Source organism: Collinsella sp. AF04-24, from assembly GCF_003465685.1.
GTDB lineage: Bacteria > Actinomycetota > Coriobacteriia > Coriobacteriales > Coriobacteriaceae > Collinsella > Collinsella aerofaciens_AP.
The window spans coordinates 1-16,834 of record NZ_QSBK01000001.1 but is presented as its reverse complement, the minus strand read 5'-3'; the positions used below and the strand labels follow the sequence as shown (position 1 = coordinate 16,834).

Sequence of the window (16,834 nt, the reverse complement as noted above, 5' to 3'; positions counted from 1 at the left end):
TCGAGATGAACGAGCCGAGCACGTCTATGCCCGCAGATCCTTCACACTGGAGCGCTCGACCAACACGCCCGAGACGAGCGTACGGCTTCTGGAGCTCGGGGCTTCCAGACCGGCGACGACCTCGTTAAGCGCACGGATGCCCAGCTCGCGGTGGCGAAACTTCACCGACGTCAGAATCGAGTTGGGAATCGTCTTATAAAGCTCATCGTCGAAGCCGATCACGGACACGTCGTCGGGCACACTGAGCCCTTTGTCACGTAGAGCCATCATCACGCCGTTTGCCATGCAGTCGTTAGCGGCGAGGACCGCCGTGCAATCGGGTTTATCGGCAAGCACAAGGCCCGCGGCGTAGCCACTATCCGCATTCCAATCGCCTTGTAGAGGCTCAGGCGGCTCAATGCCACGCGCCTCGAGTGCTGCACGCCAACCTTTCATACGGCACTGGCTCGACAGCGACTCTTTCTTACCCGAAACGAAATACACGTTCTTGTGACCATGATTCAAGAAGTACTCGCATGCCATGCGCGCGCCGTCCTCTTGATCGTCACTGACGGTGGAGCAGGTAGGATGCTCCATCGGCGTAATAATCACCGTCTTGAGGTCTTTCGGCGCCTCAAAGGTATCAAAGTCATCGACCATCTGACGCAGGTTGAAAATCATGCCGTCGACGGGAAGCTGCGACATCCTACGTGCCGCTTCGGCAAGGGTCATCTTCTCCCCCGCCCGCTTTTTAATCATCGTGAGCGCAAAGCCTCGCTCTTCGGCGGCATCGGCGATACCGTCAATCATGTCCACGTTGCCGCCCGACAAGTGGAACAGCACCACGCCGATGCACCCGTAACGGCCCAACTTGAGCGAACGCGCGGCAAAGTTGGCTCGAAACCCGAGCGCCTCCATGGCCGAATGAACCTTATCGCGTGTAGACTCGCGCACGCTATCGGGCTCGTTGATCACGCGCGACACCGTCTTGAGAGAAACGCCCGCGGCAACTGCCACATCGTTCATTGAGACATTTTTCTTGTCCATCGTTGCCACTGCTTCTCCAGTCGGTTCCCTATCGATCGTTCTTTGCGTTCTAGCATACACTACCTGCCTGACTGATAAATCAACCGTTTACCGAACAATATCGACCGATCACCCGTATATCCTTGTTGCTCTTCCAAAAATGTCTTACGTTGTCATTAACGAAATGACAACGTTGTCATTTCGCAATGCCTTCCTTAAGCAGGAAGGTTTCCGGGCAGTCCTGACCATCCATCGACGACCAGTTCCATCCACATGCATCGCGCATCAAGTAGCAAAGGAGCTCTATGGACGCCATCGTAAAGATGCTCGAAAAGCATCAACCGTTCTTTGAGAAGATCTCGAGGAACATATACCTCCAGGCCATCAAGGACGGATTCCTTGGGTGCATGCCCATTGTCCTCACCTCTTCGATCTTTCTGCTCATTGCCACCCTTCCCGGCGTAGTCGGCGTCACGCTGCCCCAGCCGCTCATCGACTGGTGCAACAAGCTCTACAACTTCACCATGGGCGTCATGGGCATCATGGTTGCCGGCACCACTGCCAAGAACTTCACGGCTTCCATGAACCGTCGCATGCCCGCCGGCAAAGTGCTCAACGACGGTTCCACCATGGTGGCCGCCCAGTGCAGCATGCTGCTGCTCGCAGTCACGCAGTTCACCACCAAGTTCAACGGCTCCGAGCTTTCGGTCTTCGATTGCACCAGCATGGGCACGCGCGGTCTGTTCTCGGCCTATATCGCCGCGTTCATTACCGTGTGGGTCTATAAGTTCTGCGTCTCGCGCGATCTGACCATTAAGCTGCCTAAGGAGGTCCCGGGCGCCATCGCTCAGAACTTCCGCGACATCATCCCCTTTGGCGGTGCTGTCATCATCTGCGGCATCATCGATGTCGTCGTGCGCAACCTCATGGGCGTTCCGTTCTCCGAGCTGCTTATCAAACTGCTCTCCCCGCTCTTCACCGCTGCAGAAACCTATCCTGGCCTTATCCTTATCCAGGCAGCCACCGCGTTCTTCTGGTTTATCGGCGTCCACGGCCCCTCGATCGTCCAGCCGGGCATCGACCCCATCCGTCTTGCCAACCAGGCCGAGAACCTGCAGGTTCTGCTGGCCGGTGGCCACCCCGCCCACTCCCTCACCTTTAACATGTCGCTCGTGGGTGAGCTCGGCGGCACCGGCGCCACGTTCATCGTGCCGCTTCTGCTGATTCTCTTTATGAAGTCCAAGCAGCTCAAGGCCGTCGGTAAGGCCTCGATTGTTCCTGTTGCCTTCGCCGTCAACGAACCGCTGCTCTTTGGCGCGCCGATGATCCTTAACCCCTACATGCTCATCCCCTTTGTTGCCGCCGGTTGCGTCAACGTGAGTGTTGCCAAGTTCTTTATCGATAACGTGGGCATGAACGGCTTCTCCTTCGTGGTGCCTTGGGCTACCCCTGCCCCCATCGGCATCTTCATCACCACGAACTTCCAGCTTATCGCCCTGGTATTTGTCGCGATTATCATCTTGCTGGACGCCATCATCTACCTGCCGTTCTTGAAGGCATACGATAAGCTGCTCTGCGACCAGGAGGCCGAGCGCGCCGCCGAGCTGGGTCTCGAGTCCGATGGTGCTGCCGCCATCGCCGCCAGCACCTCTGCGCCCGCTGTCGAGCAGACCGCCGCTGTCACCGCTTCCGTCGAGCCGACCGCCGCTGCCGCCGACAGCAAGCCTGTCGCCGATCAGCCCGAGCCCGCCGCCGACGCATCCGCTAAGAAGGACGTCGACGGTCTGAAGGTCCTCGTCCTGTGCGCCGGCGCCGGCACCTCTGCCATGCTCGCCAACGCCATCAAGGAAGGTGCTGCGCAGACCGGAGAGAACATCGCTTCCTCCGCAGGCGCCTATGGTCAGCACACTGCCATCATGGATCAGTACGACGTCATCGTGCTCGCCCCGCAGGTTCGTAGCTACTACAACGACATGAAGGCCGACACCGATCGTCTGGGCATTAAGCTGCTCGCCCCGCGCGGCAAGGAATATATCGACCTTACCCGCGACCCCGCTGGCGCCATCAAGTGGCTCCGCGAGAACCTCGACTAGTTCCTCCCTCTGTTGGTGCCCGGATCCCCCGTTCGGGCACCTCTCCCTATTCGTATCCCACAGAAAGGATGACTCATGACCAACCCCATGCAGTTCCCCGACGGCTTTGTGTTTGGCGGCGCCACCGCCGCTTACCAGGTTGAAGGCGAGACCCGCACACACGGCAAGGGCAAAGTGCCCTGGGACGATTTCCTGGCTGCTCAGGGTCGCTTCTCCCCCGATCCTGCAAGCGACTTCTACAACAAATATCCGGTCGATATCGACTTGTGCCAGCGCTTTGGCATTAACGGCATTCGCGTCTCCATCGCTTGGAGCCGTATCTTCCCCAGTGGCACCGGCGAGATTAACCCCGAGGGCGTCGCTTTCTATCACGAGCTTTTCGCCACCTGCAACAAAGCTGGCGTTATCCCCTATGTCACGCTCGATCACTTTGATACGCCCGAGGCATTCTACCAGGACGACGGCAAGGGATTCCTGACGCGCACGACGATCGATGCCTTTGTCGAGTACGCCAAGTTCTGCTTTGCCGAGTTCACCGAGGTCAAGCACTGGTTCACGTTTAACGAGATTCCCGCAACCGCCGAGGGCAGCTTTATCGTCGGCAACTGGCCGCACGGCGAGAAGTACAGCCTGGACAAGGCCTTCCAGCTCATGCACAACATGATGGTGGCCCACGCCAAGGCTGTCGTCGCCTTCCATGAGGGCGGCTTTGAGGGCGAGATCGGCATTGTCCAGAACCTGGAGCCCAAGTATCCCCTCGACCCCAACAGCGCTACCGACTGCGAGGCCGCCCGCATGGCCGACGTCATCAACAACCGCTGGGTACTCGACGCCACCTTCCGCGGCCACTATGCAGCCGACACCATGGAGGCCGCGACCAAGCTGGCCCATATCGCCGGCGGCGAGCTCGACGTCCGCGACGAGGACATCGCCGCGCTGACCGCCGCGCTCCCCTACAACGATTGCCTGGGCGTCAACACCTACAAGTGCCAGTTCCTGCGTGCCGCCGAGGGCGAAAACGACATCAACCACAATGGCACCGGCGACAAGGGCTCCTCGCGCTGGTTCCTCAAGGGCGTGGGCGAGTCATGCGTGCGCGAAGGCGTACCCACCACCGATTGGGACTGGATTATCTATCCCGAGGGCCTCTACGACCTGCTGCTCCGCATTAAGAACGATTACCCCAACTACAAGAAGATCTACATCACCGAGAACGGCATGGGCTATAAGGACGACTTCGAGGACGGCTTTATCGACGACGCCCCTCGCATCGACTACATGCGCCAGCATCTCGCGTGGATCCTCAAGGCAATCGACGGCGGCGTGAACGTCGACGGCTACTTTGTGTGGTCGCTGCAGGATCAGTTCTCCTGGACCAACGGCTATAACAAACGTTACGGCCTGTTCTACATCGACTTTGAGACCCAGAAGCGCTATCCCAAGGCGAGCGCGTACTGGTACAAGAACGTCGCAGAGACCGGCCTACTCATGGCCTAATTTTCGCCGCATACCCCTTGTCGGCCGCATGCGAATCCCCCACGGGTTCGCATGCGGCCTTTTTTATTTTGGCTCGGTCCGAACAGGCCGTTTGTCTCAATCTGTAACATCTAGCAGGGGTTTTCGGCCCTACCTGTTACAGATCAAGACAAACGAATGGCCCGAACTTGAAGATCTCGATCTGTAACATCTAACACGGTTCTCTACTCCCAACTGTTACAGATTGAGATAATCCGACGACGCCGACGTTTTAATATACCGTGGTACAATTGTGTCCCAACGCAAAGGAGGTGCCCATGTCCGCTTGTGTGCCCGTCCGTGACATGAAGGACACTGCCACATTCACCGCACTTGTTGAGTCTGAGCGCGACGTTACCGTAACCAAGAACGGCTACGAGGCCATGCACTGCATCAGCAGCGACCAGTATCGCCTCATGCAAGAAGAAATCGCCAAGGCAAAACTGTTGTCTCGTATGATGTTGGCAGAAGACGAAATATCGCAAGGCGACTACAGCGACTACGAATCCTTTGCGGCTTCGATACGAGACAAATATGACCTATAACGTCGTAATCCTCAAAAGCGCGCGATATGAGTACGAGAGTATTGTCGGATACCTTGCTCAAATCCTCAAGAATCCGCGTGCAGCAGGCAATTTTGTCGCTGAGTTTGAATATCAGCTTGATCTGCTTCGCGAGCAGCCGCTTTTACGTCCCCTCTCGCACATGCAAGAGCTGGCGGCACGTAATTACCGATCGTTTCCCGTCAACAACTACGTGTGTCTATACAAGTTTGAGCACGAAACAATCTATATAGCCCACATCTTTCATCAGTCACAGGACTACGCCCGCCTGGTCTAGCCCACAAGCTGAATACTTGGCCCGAGCGCATATAGCATGTCATTTTGCGCGTCATTGTGAAGCGATAATCCCCGCGCCGGCAGAGGACAGAAGTATCGTCTGCAGCGTTAGCTAGCAGATGACCCGCGTGTGTTCCTCGATGGCAGTGCGGTCCTCGGCGGTAATACCCGGCTCGCACACCACGGCGTCCAGGCTGTCCAGGCGGCAGAAGGTGTAGAAGTCGCGCTTGCCGATCTTGCTGGAGTCGGCGATCAGATAGCGCGAGTCGGCCTTGCTAAAGGCGAGCTGCTGGATACGGCCCTCGTCCATGTTGGACGTAGACACGTCGCCATCCAGAATGCCGTTGGCGCCGATAAACGCCGCATCGATGCCCAGCGCACGCAGGGTATCCTCGGCCGTTGGTCCCACAAAAGCGGCGGTGCGGCGACGGTACATACCGCCCACGAGACACAGGTCGCAGTCTTCGCGCGCCTCGAGCAGGTTAAACACCGAAAGCGAATTGGTCACAATGCGCAGGCGGCACGCCGGCAGCATCGAGGCCATCTGCTCAACCGTAGTGCCCGTACCCAAAAAGATGGTCGAGCCCTCCTCGATAAGCTCCACGGCGCGGCGCGCGATCTGCAGCTTTTCCTCGGCATGCTTGGTGCGCTTTTCGCTGTGCGAATACTCATGGCGTAGCATAGCGTGGGGACGGCCCTGTGCACTGCGGGCTCCGCCGTGCACGCGCTCAATCTCGCCCAGGCTCGCAAGTTCCTCAAGGTCGCGGCGGATCGTCATGTCCGAGACGCCTAACGCATCTGAGATCTCCTTAACCGAGACCGTGCCCTGCTCTTCGAGCAGCTGACGAACCCTATCCTGTCGCTCTGCCTTAATCACGATGAATCCTCGCCGTTCTTTGCGCACATATCATTCAAACAGTAACGAACAAATTGTATCAGACTCGTGCGCGTCAAAAATGAACGCCCGCACAGCTCCAATCATCACTTTTTTGAGAAAAATACCCCCAGCTTTAGTGGGGTGTAGTGATAATCTCGCCTGTTCGCGCTACAGTTTGTCGGAATACCTCGATGTTAGGAACCAAATGATCACTTCCGAGCTTTTCGGCACCGCGCCGTGCGGTACCCCCGTTCATCGCTACACCCTCAACGGGCCTGAGATCTGCGTTCGCATTATGGACTATGGCGCCACCGTGCTGGGCATCGATGTGCCCGACATTCCCGGCAACGTACGCGATGTGGTGCTGGGCTTTGATAAGCTCAAGGATTACTTTGACAACCCCGCCTGCTTTGGTGCGACCATCGGCCCCGTGGCAAACCGCACCGCGGGCGCCACGATCACCATCGACGGCACAGACTGGCATATGCCCGCCAACGAGGGCGCCAACAACCTGCACAGCGATCTTGAGCACGGTCTGCATAAGCGCGTGTGGGATGTTGAGCTCGACGAGGTCCACAACGCTGTTCGCATGACCACCTCGCTTGAGGATGGCGAGCTGGGCCTGCCCGGCAACCGCACCTTTACGGCCGTGTTTACCGTGACGCGCACCGGCGTCTTCCGCATCGAATATGGCTGCGAGAGCGACCGCGCCACGTACGTGTCCATGACCAACCACACGTACTTTAACCTTGCCGGCCATAACGCCGGCATGGACTGTGAGCACTTCTTTGTTGCCAACGCTGCCCACTACCTGCCCATCAACGACCAGAACATCCCCACCGGCGAGATCGCTCCGGTCGAGGGCACGCCGTTTGACTTCCGTGAGCTGCGCCCCGTCGCTCCCGGCATGGAAGCCGACGACCCGCAGATTAAGCAAGCCCGTGGCTACGATCACTGCCTGTGCATCGATGGTTATCAGTACGGCCGCAACCTGCGCCGCGCGATGCACGTCGAGGAGATGTGGACCGGTCGTGAGATGGACTACTACACCACTGCCCCGGGCGTGCAGCTCTACACCGGCAACTGGCTGGGCGACGAGCACGCCAAGGACGATGCCAACTATGGCTGGGGCGCCGGCTTTGCCCTCGAGGCCGAGATGTACCCCGACACGCCGCACCAGCCTCTGTTCCCGCAGGGCATTGTGGGCCCGGGCCATCCCTACAGCAATGTGATCGAATACCACTTTATGAGGCACTAAGCCCGCAACGCGACATATCGCACAGCAACGCCCGCCGGCACCACCGCCGACGGGCGTTTTTCTATCCAGTCGAACGCCCGTCGGCGGTGGTGGCGTGGGTCGGCCTGACGCCCTCCGAGCACTCCAGCGGGGAGAGCGACCGCAGGGGCGCGATCACCAAGGTCGGCAACAAGCACCTGAGGAAGACGCTGGTCGAGGCCGCGTGGCACTACCTGACGTGCTCGGGGCGGCCGAAGGACCTCGCCAAGGGCCAGGCCCCGGACCGGGGCGCCCGGAGGCATGCCGCCAAGGGCGTGCGGAGGCTGGTCGAGAGGCGGGAGGCGCTGCTCGCGCGCGGGGTCCACGGCAACAAGGCGAACGTGGCCACGGCGCGCGAGCTCGCCTGCTGGGTATGGGCGGTCGGCCTCATGGCCGAGGAGGCGTAGGGGGGGGCGGTCCCCCGCACATAAGCCAATCACCCCGGAAGCGGTTCGATCCGAAGCCGTTGAGGCGAACCTCAGGTCCCTTTTCTGCGAGCGCCCAGGGCGCCACACGCGTGCACAGACTGTCGGTTCGACGTAGAAGCCTCAGCCGCAGCAACGGATTGCCCGGCGAGAGATCGCCGCGGGCGGATATTAAACTGCAAAGACGAGCGTCGGTAAGACACGCCGAGGTCGCCGCGGACGGGTTGATATAGGGAGGGGGCCTGACCCCATATCGCTGGGGCCAGGCCCGATTTTGCCTCTTGACAATGTCCTGCTCATATTAAAAGGAACGTCCCCAAGTGCCAAGGGTGTCCCCAACGACTAGTTGAATGGGGTCGGGATTGGAGCTGGGGAGGTAGCGGATTTCTAGCTCTATGCCGAGTTCTTGCAGCTCTTTGAAGGCGGCGATGTCTGTGTCGTCTACGGCAACTGTAGGCGTCGCGGGACGCTTGCCCTCCCCTGCTTGTATGTGACCGATACTGATCTTGGTAATGGGCACACCGCCCTTGACCAGCGCGAGCGCATCCGCGGGCGACGCCACCATGATGAGAATCCATTGGCGCGGCGTTGCGGTATGAATGATGTCGATGGTCCTTTGCACCGAGAAAAACCGCGTCCACACGCCCTCGGGCGCCGCGACCCTCATAGGCGCCCACTTGCGCGAATCCGCCGCAATCTCGTCGTTGACGATTAGGACGAGGTTGGAACCCATAGCCTCGTTCCACAGCTCAACGTCTTGCCCGTAAATAAACCGGTCATCGATACGCGTGAGAAGAATCTTGGGTTGAGCCATGGCAGTCCCATTCTGTTTGAGACTCGTAAGAGCGAGACATCACGTCTCTAATATTAGTGCATTTAAAGTGAGAAAAGCCGTCAGAACACTTGCACGGATGTGCGATGTCCCGTATCATAGACAGCCGTTGACGCCTCAGTTGCGTCACCACATGGCCGCCAGCGTAGCTCAGTTGGTAGAGCACCGCTCTCGTAAAGCGGGGGTCACCGGTTCGAGCCCGGTCGCTGGCTCCATTGCACAAGATAGCCGCCTTCGGGCGGCTTTTTTGTTGCCGATTCGGCCACTCGGTGGACTTCGGATTTAATGCTTAGAGGGCGGGGATTTACCAAAGTGAAATTTTAATGAAAAGAAACCCAGCTGCAACAATTGCCATGGTGAGGGCTCGAATTGGCCATATAGATTTAAAATAGCCACGATACCTTCTCTTTTGCTGGAACGATATATCTATACAAGGTTGTGAGCGGAAAACAAAAATACGTCGATTGCTATCCGACAAACGGGTCTGGAATTGCATTCACCGGCATTTCGGGGCAGATTGATACACATGTACGAAAGGGAACCTATGTGGTGCGTTGGGTTGGAGCTGCTGCAGGCCCGATATGGATTGCGGTCTTGCGCCCCGATGTCCAAATAGATTTCTCTCTCTAGACGGGAAGTTGCTCATGGACGCCATATATGACGGAGATGACTGGGTCGATCATTATACTTGGCGCCTGGTCGGTTCGAACGACAATGGGGATGTGGTGTTTGATGGACTATGTCCAAAGCATCTTCATCCTTTTGTCTCGTCGTTAATTGAGAGTTCCGCTCGTGTTGCCCCCTACAGCTCCGCATCGCTTCATGATACGGACGTTTTGAAGACCATAAGGGAGTCAATTGACGAGGGCACGATGAGCGGCCCGCTGTTTTCTCGGCTTGTGGGGCTAGATGAGATTGGCTCGAAACGACTGCTTGCGGGCGAAAAAGTGGAGCTCACTTATCGGTCGATGATTTCAATCCTGCGGCTAGCCGATGTTCTTCGCAAATAAATGAGGCGCACATCCACCAATCCAAGCACAACGCCGCCGGCAACTCCCCTACTCAACAAAAACCCCGCCAACCGCAATCCCCAAGGGAACTGCGATTAACGGGGCTCAAGCGCGTCCCTCAATGGAATCACGCCAGCATACGAACAGCTCAGCCGAGCAGCGCGCTACTCCTCCCAGTAAGCGTCTGCAAGCAGCTTAAAGCAAATCTTCTTGACCGGCTGTGCGCCATCGCCCGGGAACTCGAGCGTGGGCATGTGAGGCTCGCCGGCAACGAACAGTGCAAACTTATCGTCAGCAAGATCGCCGGCGATCGAAGCGTCGGAATCGACCAGATCGTAGTCGTCCTTCTCGTCAAACTCCTGAACCAGCGTCAGGCTGCCCGTGGCAACCTTAAAGGCCTCGCGACCCTCAATGTCGATCTGCAGGTCGTGATAGCGCTGATGCGTCTCATAGTGAGCCTCGGCCTCGGGACGCGTCGTGGGAGCCATGACGTTCGCATAGACCTTGTCGCCCAGAATCGGATGGCTGCCGACCTCGAGCTCTGCCGGGTCGTTCTCCTCGAGCCAGTCGATCAGCACGTCGAGGCCCTTGAGCATTCCGCGGTACTCCTCGATATCGCCCAATGCACCGTAAATCATCTAAATCCCCTCTCGGATCGCTTCTTTGGCGGCTACTCGGCAAACGCATTGCCGACGCTGTTGCCACCCACATACGCCTCGACCAGGGTAAGGTCGGGATTGAACACGACAAACTCGGCGTCGCGCCCCAGCATAATGCTACCGCACTTGTCGTCGACATGAGCTAGCAAGCAATGCCGGGGCCGACGCCCAAGCTTTTACAGCTCGGTCACGACAACGCCGTTGTAGACCTCATCCCAACGGTCCATGACCAGATGGCCGGTCATGGGATCCATGGCATTGAGCTTGCCGCAGGTGTTGGCGGTACGCAGCACCGTCTCGTCGTCCGCGCCAGCAGCAATGGCATGCGCGAAGCCAGCGATAGTGGAGTCACCAGAGCCCGTAGCGTTAACGGCAGGGATATCGGGCGTCTTTGCGCGGAACGCACGGCCATTGTGGAAGCCAACGGAGCCGGCAGCGCCCATGGACACGACGACCCAGGGGATATCGGAGAAGCGGGCATCAGAGGCGAGCGCGGCGCGGAGCTCGTCCACATCGTCGGTGGTAAAGCTCGTACCCAAAAGGCCGTTGATCTCGGTCAGGTTAGGCTTGACCAGCTCGGGCTTAATTTCGGACTTAAGGGCGGCCTCGAGCGAAGCACCCGAGGTATCGAGCAACACCTTGGCACCGGCGTTCTCGGCAATGCCCGTGATCTTGGCATAGTAGTCTGCCTCGACACCGCGGGGCAGCGAACCCGAAATAGTGACGACGTCGGCCTTGCCCGCAAGCTCGGTAAACTTGGCGGTAAAGGCATCGAGCTCCTCGGGGGCAATCGTCGGGCCGCTCTCGAGCAGCTCGGTCTGGTTGCCGGCGTGGAGAATGTTGAGGCAAATGCGAGTCTCGCCCTTGATGGGCACAAAGTCGTTGTTAATACCGTTGGCGTCCATGAGCTCAGCCATGTAGGCGCCCATGTGGCCACCGAGCAGGCCGGTTGCCACAACGTCATCGCCCAGCTGACCCAGCACACGGGCCACGTTAAGGCCCTTGCCGCCGGCGGTCTTTTCGGGCGTCACGCGGTTGACGTCGTCGATGACAAGCTCATCGAGCTGATAGCGCGTATCGACGGACGGGTTCATCGTAACGGTGAGGATCATTTTTAGCTCCTTATCTCGCAGGCTCCTTGTGCCTCGCGATACGAGTCGACAAAACGGAATTACAGAATCTCAATCGTGAACGAGCGAACGACGGTCTCCTTGGGCTTGGCGACAAGGCAGCCGCGCTTATGCTCAAGCACGTCGTCCTCATCGGAGCAGGTCGAAAGGCCGCCCCAGGGCTCAACTGCCACAAAATCGCCCTCGGGCTTACTCCACACGATGAGGTACGGAAAGCCCTCGAAGCTCAGGCGAACGCCCTTGTCCTCGCCCTTTTTGGAAAGCGTGACCTGACGACTCTCGAGTACGTCAAAGATGGTCTCCGCAAAATCGAAGAGCTCATGCGACAGAGGCAGCGTCTTTCCCACCATGGGGTTCTTGGAGCGGTTTGCCACGTCAATCAATCCAGTCGAGGGAACGGCGGTGCAGAGCTCCGCAGCCTCGTCTTTCTCAAAGCGTAACTCGTAGTCCGTATAGGCCTCGCCCTCGTCGAGCGGGCACCTAAAGCCGGGGTGTCCACCGATAAAGAACGGCATGTCCTCGGTGCCCTCGTTGGTCACCTCATAGGAGACGCGCACGGTATCCCCCTCAAGCGCATAACGAGCGACAAGCTTAAACGGGTACGGATAATCGCTCAGCAGCGCGGCGTTATCCTCCGAAGCCAGGCACATCGCCAGCTCGTTCTCGCTCTGGCTCAGCAGCTTCCACTCCTGTTTGCGCGCAAACCCGTGGCGAGCGAGCTTCACATGATGCCCGGCAAACGTCATGGCGCTACCATCACGCAGGCCTCCGCAAATCGGGAAGCAAATCGGTGCCTGGCCGGACCACACGGCGGGATCACCCTGCCACAGGTACTCGCGACCTCCAGCCTCAATCGAGGTAAACGAGCCGCCGGCCGTGGAGACCTTGATAGAAATCGAATCGTTGGAGAGAGCGTATTCCATTGTCCATCCTTTCGAACAACTGCTTTTTGCTCGCAAGAACCCGTCTCGGCCCTGACCAAAGGACAAACCCGCACGTTCATCGATGCGTCCGGTATCCCAGCCATGCAACGGGGTACCATACAGACATTGATGCAATTACAGCTGAAAGGCCTTCTTATGCGAACCATCATCCTTTATGCCTCACGCCACCACGGCAATACGAAAAAGCTCGTGGACGCCATCGTCGAGGCACACCCCGAGATCGATACCCTCGACGTCAAGGCGCTCGGCAAAAACGAGTATCCCAACCTGCACGAATATCATCTGATCGGTGTCGCCACGGGCATCTATTACTCCGAGATCGACAAGGACATGGCACGCGTGCTCACGAACGTGCTGCAGCCGCAGGACAAGGTGTTTGGCCTTATGACCTACGGTGGCAAAAACAAGTGGTACGGCAAGGATATCGATGGCATCTGCCGCATGAGGCAGGCCATCTTTATGGGCGTCTACGGCTGCCCCGGCTTTGATACGTGGGGGCCGTTCAAACTCACCGGCGGTGTCCAAAAGGGGCACCCGAACGCTGGGGAAATTAAGGGCGCCGTCGACTTCTTCGACAAGATCGAAGACGAGTATGGCGACATCATCGTCGAAGAGTATGCCAAGCGCGAGAAGCGTCTAGCCTACGAAAAGGAGCATCCTGCAGGAGGCCTGGTGGCCGGCGTTAAGCGCACGGCAAAGAAGATCGCTAACAAGCTGTAACTGTAAAGGTGCTTTTGAGCGTTTAACCCATACGGCGGGTCCGAGCAGATTCGGGCCCGCCGTCTTTTTCTATCGTTACTCGGTAAAGGCGTTACCGACGCTCTGACCGCCAACATACGTCTCGACGAGGGTGAGCTCGTGGTCGAACACGACAAAGTCGGCGTCGCGACCCGGCATGATGCTGCCGCACTTATCCTCGATGTGCGCGGAGCGTGCCGGCACCTCGGTTGCCATGCGAATGGCGATATCGGCGCTGGCGATGCCCCAGTCGACGATGTTCTTGACACCCTGGGCAAGCGTGAGCACCGAGCCGGCAATACTCTTGCCGTCGGCGAGCCAGCACAGGTTGTCCTTCATGATGACGTCCATGCCGCCACTGGTGTAGCTGCCCTCGGGCATGCCGCCGCAGCCCAGGCAGTCGGTGATGAGTACCGTGTGCTGCCAGCCCTTTGCCTGCAGCAGCGCCTTGATGGCGGCAGGGTTTACGTGCTTGCCGTCACAGATGATCTCAGCGTAGGTCTCGGGCGTGGACATGGCAGCACCCACGACACCGGGCTCACGGTGATGCAGCCCGCGCTGGCCGTTATAGGTATGCGTAAAGCAGCTGGCACCGGCGTTGATGGCGGCGATGCACTCATCGTAGGTGGCGTCGGAGTGACCGATGCTGGTCACGACGCCCTTCGCGTTGAGGGCGGCAGCATAGGTGGCAGCGCCATCGCGCTCAGCGGCCATAGCGCTCTTGACGATACGTCCGCCAGCAGCCTCCTGCCACTGGTCGAAGACCTCCTCGGAGGGATCGATCAGGTAAGCGGGGTTCTGCGCGCCCACGTGCTTCATGGTAAAGAAGGGGCCCTCCAGGTAGATGCCCTGAATGCGAGCACCGCAGAAGTCGGGGCCGCGACCCTCGTCCGCCTGGGCGATAGCGGCGCAGGCGTCCTTGATCTGCTCAACGCCATCGGTGAACGTCGTGGGCAGCCAGCTGGTGGTACCGCGACGGGCAAGCTCGGTCGAGCTGATATCGATGCCTTCGGGATCGTTATCGGTAGTTGAGTGGTTGTAGAAGCCATGGATGTGAGTATCGACCATACCCGGTGCGATCCACGATCCCGTGTAGTCCTTAATCTCGCAAGAGGGCTCGTCGGCCTGCCAGGCGCCAAAGACGCCATCCTCGACCATAAGATAGCCGCCCAGTTGCGGGCCTGCCGGCAAGAAGAACTTGTCAGCCTTAATTGCGTACGTGCTCATATGCACTCCTTGCTTCTAAAGCAGTTGACTGTGGTGATGCTTATACCCGGTCCATGTAAAAACAAAAAGCGCCCGCCCGCCGTTATGAGCGGACGGGCGCCCTTACAGGGGGACGCGATTAAGCGGTGAAGGGGTGAATCGTCACGCCCTTAACCACGCGGTTGACCGTGCCGGTGGGGCTCGGCGTATCGGGCGTGTTGCCCACGCGCACGGAGTTGAGCAGGCTGATAGCCTGGGCAAACATCACGAACGGCAGGGCAAGGTAGCCCTCGGGAAGCGCCTCGTAGCCCTTAAAGGTAAAGGACTCGCCCTCGTAGACGGTAGCGCCATCCTGCTGAACGGCAACGGTGTGCTGAGCGATCTTGTCGCCACCGATCTCGTTGAGGATGTCGATGTCGTACTGACGGGTGTAGGCGTCGTTGTTGACGAACACGAACACGAGGGTCTTGTCGTCGACGAAGGACTTGGGTCCGTGACGATAACCCATAGAGGTGTCGTAGGAAGTAGCGACCAGACCGTGAGCGAGCTCGAGGATCTTGAGCTGGCTCTCCTGGGCAAGGCCACCGAAGGAGCCGGAACCCAAGTAGGTCACGCGGTTGAAGTCGCCAGCCAGGTAATCGGCGACCTCGGGCTCACGAGCGATGACCTCCTCGCCCATCTTGGCGATGGTCTCGACCCACTCGGCCTTCTGCTCGTCGGAAGCCTCGTCAAAGATGAGGGTAGAGAGCAGGGTCATGCAGGTGTAAGAACCGGTCATGGCGAAGCCCTTGTCGTTGGCGCGCGGGATGAGCAGCGTCAGCGCATTGGGGTCATCAGCGGACTCGACGGCGAGCTTGCCCTCGGGAGCGCAGGTGATGTTGAGGAACTTGACGTTGTGGACGAGCTCCTTGGCGACGGCAACGGCGGCAAGGCTCTCGGGGCTGTTGCCAGAGCGGGCAAAGGAAACCACGAGCGTGGGATCCTCGGCGCGCAGGAAGTCGCGCGGCGCGCTCACGATGTCGGTCGTGGCGATGGGCTTAAAGTCGTAGAGATCAGTGTTGCCAGCGTGACGCAGGTACGGGGCGCAGGTATCGCCAACGTAGTCGGACGTACCGGCACCGGTGAAGACAACGGACAGACGGCCCTCGCCCATAGCGCGAGCCTCGGCCAGGAAGGCCTCGATGGCCTCCTTGTTCTCGCGATAGATGTTGAGCGTATCACGCCAAAGCTCGGGCTGCTGAGCAATCTCGGCCGTGGTGATCTGGGCGCCGAGCTCGGTGAGCTCCTCGACACTCTTCTCGAACATTTCTAATACCTCTCTCTAGAAGTAATCCTCTGACGTGCAATTATACACTTCAGTTGGTTATCTGGTAGTAACCAGTTAAATACAAAGAATCATCATATGGAAACGGTGAAAACACTAGTCGCTACGCTGGTGGTAAACCTTGTATTTAAACTGATCGGCACGAGCAACCGAGAGCGTATACTCCACAACCTCGTTTGACTCGTTATACGTAGTCCTAACCAAATCGAGCACAGGCGAGCCCTCGACGATTTCCAAAAGGTGGGCATCGGTGGGACGGGCTATGCTCGCATAGAACTCCTCTTCGGCCACGCGTATTTTTTGCTGAAAGTCTTGCTCAATCACATCGTAAAGCGGCTTACGCTCCAGCAGCGGTCGCTTTAGAGACAGAAATTGACGAACCGGTAGATAGCTGCGTTCGACCATCATGGGCATGTTGTCGGCAGAACGAAGGCGCTTGAGCTTAAAAATGCGATCACCGATACGTAATCCCATATGCTCGGCCAGATTCTTATCGGCCTCCATCTCGCAAAACTCGAGAATCGTGGTCTCGGGGACGCGACCCATCGCGCGCATCTGCTCGGTAAAGCTGTAGGACTGCATAAGATTGGTTGCCTTTGCCGAACGGTCGGTCACAAAGGTACCGCGACCGTGCTGCCGAACCACCAGTCCTAAACGCTCCAGTTCCTGCAGAGCTAGGCGTACCGTAGTGCGCGAGAGACCATAGCGCTCCGAAAGTTCGCGCTCGGAAGGAATCATGTCACCGGCGCGATATTCATGGTCAATCTTTTCGGTCAGAATATCGACCAGCTGATCGTACAGCGGTTGCTTACGCGCTCCGATCGCCATCCTATCCTCCCTTTTGCTCAAACTAGGCTACTACCTTGGGTGTTAAGCATTATCGGTCTGCAACACCCGAATCATTAAGAAAATCAGAACCACCCTTAAAAAGGGTGGTTTGCTCTTAGGGTATAACCCACGG

The 16,834-nt window shown here is 58.4% G+C and carries 17 protein-coding genes and 1 tRNA gene; 9 read left to right on the top strand and 9 right to left on the bottom strand.

Annotated elements, in window-relative coordinates:
• Positions 1–24: 24 nt before the first annotated feature.
• Positions 25–1,026: a LacI family DNA-binding transcriptional regulator gene (locus DWV32_RS00095; protein WP_117756836.1), complete on the bottom strand. Its 1,002-nt coding sequence runs from the start codon at positions 1,024–1,026 to the stop codon at positions 25–27.
• Between the two features lie 284 nt (positions 1,027–1,310).
• On the opposite strand from DWV32_RS00095, the gene DWV32_RS00090 reads away from it, so the two are divergent.
• The 4 genes from DWV32_RS00090 (at position 1,311) to DWV32_RS00075 (ending at position 5,453) form a co-directional block, all read left to right on the top strand.
• Positions 1,311–3,098, top strand: coding sequence for a PTS lactose transporter subunit IIBC (locus DWV32_RS00090; protein ID WP_117756835.1), 1,788 nt, complete (start codon positions 1,311–1,313; stop codon positions 3,096–3,098).
• A 75-nt stretch (positions 3,099–3,173) separates the two neighbouring features.
• Positions 3,174–4,595, top strand: coding sequence for a 6-phospho-beta-galactosidase (gene lacG, locus DWV32_RS00085; RefSeq protein ID WP_199576971.1), 1,422 nt, complete (start codon positions 3,174–3,176; stop codon positions 4,593–4,595).
• Between the two features lie 296 nt (positions 4,596–4,891).
• A complete protein-coding gene (locus DWV32_RS00080) occupies positions 4,892–5,158 on the top strand; it encodes a type II toxin-antitoxin system Phd/YefM family antitoxin (RefSeq protein ID WP_117735487.1) in 267 nt (88 codons plus the stop codon).
• Complete coding sequence (locus DWV32_RS00075) at positions 5,148–5,453, top strand: type II toxin-antitoxin system RelE/ParE family toxin (RefSeq protein WP_117583553.1); 306 nt, start codon at positions 5,148–5,150, stop codon at positions 5,451–5,453. Before DWV32_RS00080 ends, DWV32_RS00075 begins: the two co-directional genes overlap by 11 nt.
• 111 nt (positions 5,454–5,564) lie before the next feature.
• Here the strand turns inward: DWV32_RS00075 and DWV32_RS00070 are convergent, their stop codons facing one another.
• On the bottom strand, positions 5,565–6,329 hold the full coding sequence (locus DWV32_RS00070) for a DeoR/GlpR family DNA-binding transcription regulator (protein ID WP_233540364.1): 765 nt from the start codon (positions 6,327–6,329) through the stop codon (positions 5,565–5,567).
• 205 nt (positions 6,330–6,534) lie between these two features.
• On the opposite strand from DWV32_RS00070, the gene DWV32_RS00065 reads away from it, so the two are divergent.
• Together DWV32_RS00065 and DWV32_RS00060 are read left to right on the top strand one after the other, a co-directional pair.
• Positions 6,535–7,587, top strand: coding sequence for an aldose epimerase family protein (locus tag DWV32_RS00065; protein ID WP_158566018.1), 1,053 nt, complete (start codon positions 6,535–6,537; stop codon positions 7,585–7,587).
• A gap of 86 nt (positions 7,588–7,673) precedes the next feature.
• On the top strand, positions 7,674–8,012 hold the full coding sequence (locus DWV32_RS00060; RefSeq protein ID WP_233540363.1) for a transposase: 339 nt from the start codon (positions 7,674–7,676) through the stop codon (positions 8,010–8,012).
• A gap of 319 nt (positions 8,013–8,331) precedes the next feature.
• On the opposite strand, the gene DWV32_RS00055 is transcribed toward DWV32_RS00060, so the two are convergent.
• On the bottom strand, positions 8,332–8,844 hold the full coding sequence (locus DWV32_RS00055) for a PTS sugar transporter subunit IIB (RefSeq protein WP_117756833.1): 513 nt from the start codon (positions 8,842–8,844) through the stop codon (positions 8,332–8,334).
• Positions 8,845–9,001: 157 nt separating this feature from the next.
• Between DWV32_RS00055 and DWV32_RS00050 the strand changes: the two genes are divergently transcribed.
• Together DWV32_RS00050 and DWV32_RS00045 are read left to right on the top strand one after the other, a co-directional pair.
• A tRNA-Thr gene (locus DWV32_RS00050) sits at positions 9,002–9,077 on the top strand.
• A gap of 429 nt (positions 9,078–9,506) precedes the next feature.
• Entirely contained in the window at positions 9,507–9,872 is a 366-nt protein-coding gene (locus DWV32_RS00045) for a hypothetical protein (protein WP_117736085.1), read from the top strand.
• A gap of 164 nt (positions 9,873–10,036) precedes the next feature.
• On the opposite strand, the gene DWV32_RS00040 is transcribed toward DWV32_RS00045, so the two are convergent.
• The 3 genes from DWV32_RS00040 to DWV32_RS00025 form a co-directional block, all read right to left on the bottom strand.
• Positions 10,037–10,510, bottom strand: coding sequence for a YhcH/YjgK/YiaL family protein (locus DWV32_RS00040; protein ID WP_117756832.1), 474 nt, complete (start codon positions 10,508–10,510; stop codon positions 10,037–10,039).
• Between the two features lie 197 nt (positions 10,511–10,707).
• Entirely contained in the window at positions 10,708–11,643 is a 936-nt protein-coding gene (locus tag DWV32_RS00030) for a hexose kinase (protein ID WP_117756831.1), read from the bottom strand.
• A gap of 59 nt (positions 11,644–11,702) precedes the next feature.
• Positions 11,703–12,584 (bottom strand): aldose 1-epimerase family protein, encoded by an 882-nt coding sequence (locus DWV32_RS00025; RefSeq protein ID WP_117736082.1) that lies wholly within the window; start codon positions 12,582–12,584, stop codon positions 11,703–11,705.
• A gap of 156 nt (positions 12,585–12,740) precedes the next feature.
• Here DWV32_RS00025 and DWV32_RS00020 point away from each other — a divergent pair, with 156 nt between their 5' ends.
• A complete protein-coding gene (locus DWV32_RS00020; protein ID WP_233540362.1) occupies positions 12,741–13,325 on the top strand; it encodes a flavodoxin domain-containing protein in 585 nt (194 codons plus the stop codon).
• 75 nt (positions 13,326–13,400) lie between these two features.
• On the opposite strand, the gene nagA is transcribed toward DWV32_RS00020, so the two are convergent.
• From nagA to DWV32_RS00005, 3 genes are all read right to left on the bottom strand, one after another.
• Positions 13,401–14,570 carry an N-acetylglucosamine-6-phosphate deacetylase gene (nagA, locus tag DWV32_RS00015; protein ID WP_117635803.1) on the bottom strand — a complete coding sequence of 390 codons (1,170 nt, stop codon included), beginning with the start codon at positions 14,568–14,570 and terminating at the stop codon, positions 13,401–13,403.
• A 118-nt stretch (positions 14,571–14,688) separates the two neighbouring features.
• On the bottom strand, positions 14,689–15,855 hold the full coding sequence (locus DWV32_RS00010) for an SIS domain-containing protein (protein WP_117756829.1): 1,167 nt from the start codon (positions 15,853–15,855) through the stop codon (positions 14,689–14,691).
• 114 nt (positions 15,856–15,969) lie between these two features.
• On the bottom strand, positions 15,970–16,701 hold the full coding sequence (locus tag DWV32_RS00005) for a GntR family transcriptional regulator (RefSeq protein WP_117756828.1): 732 nt from the start codon (positions 16,699–16,701) through the stop codon (positions 15,970–15,972).
• Positions 16,702–16,834: the final 133 nt, after the last annotated feature.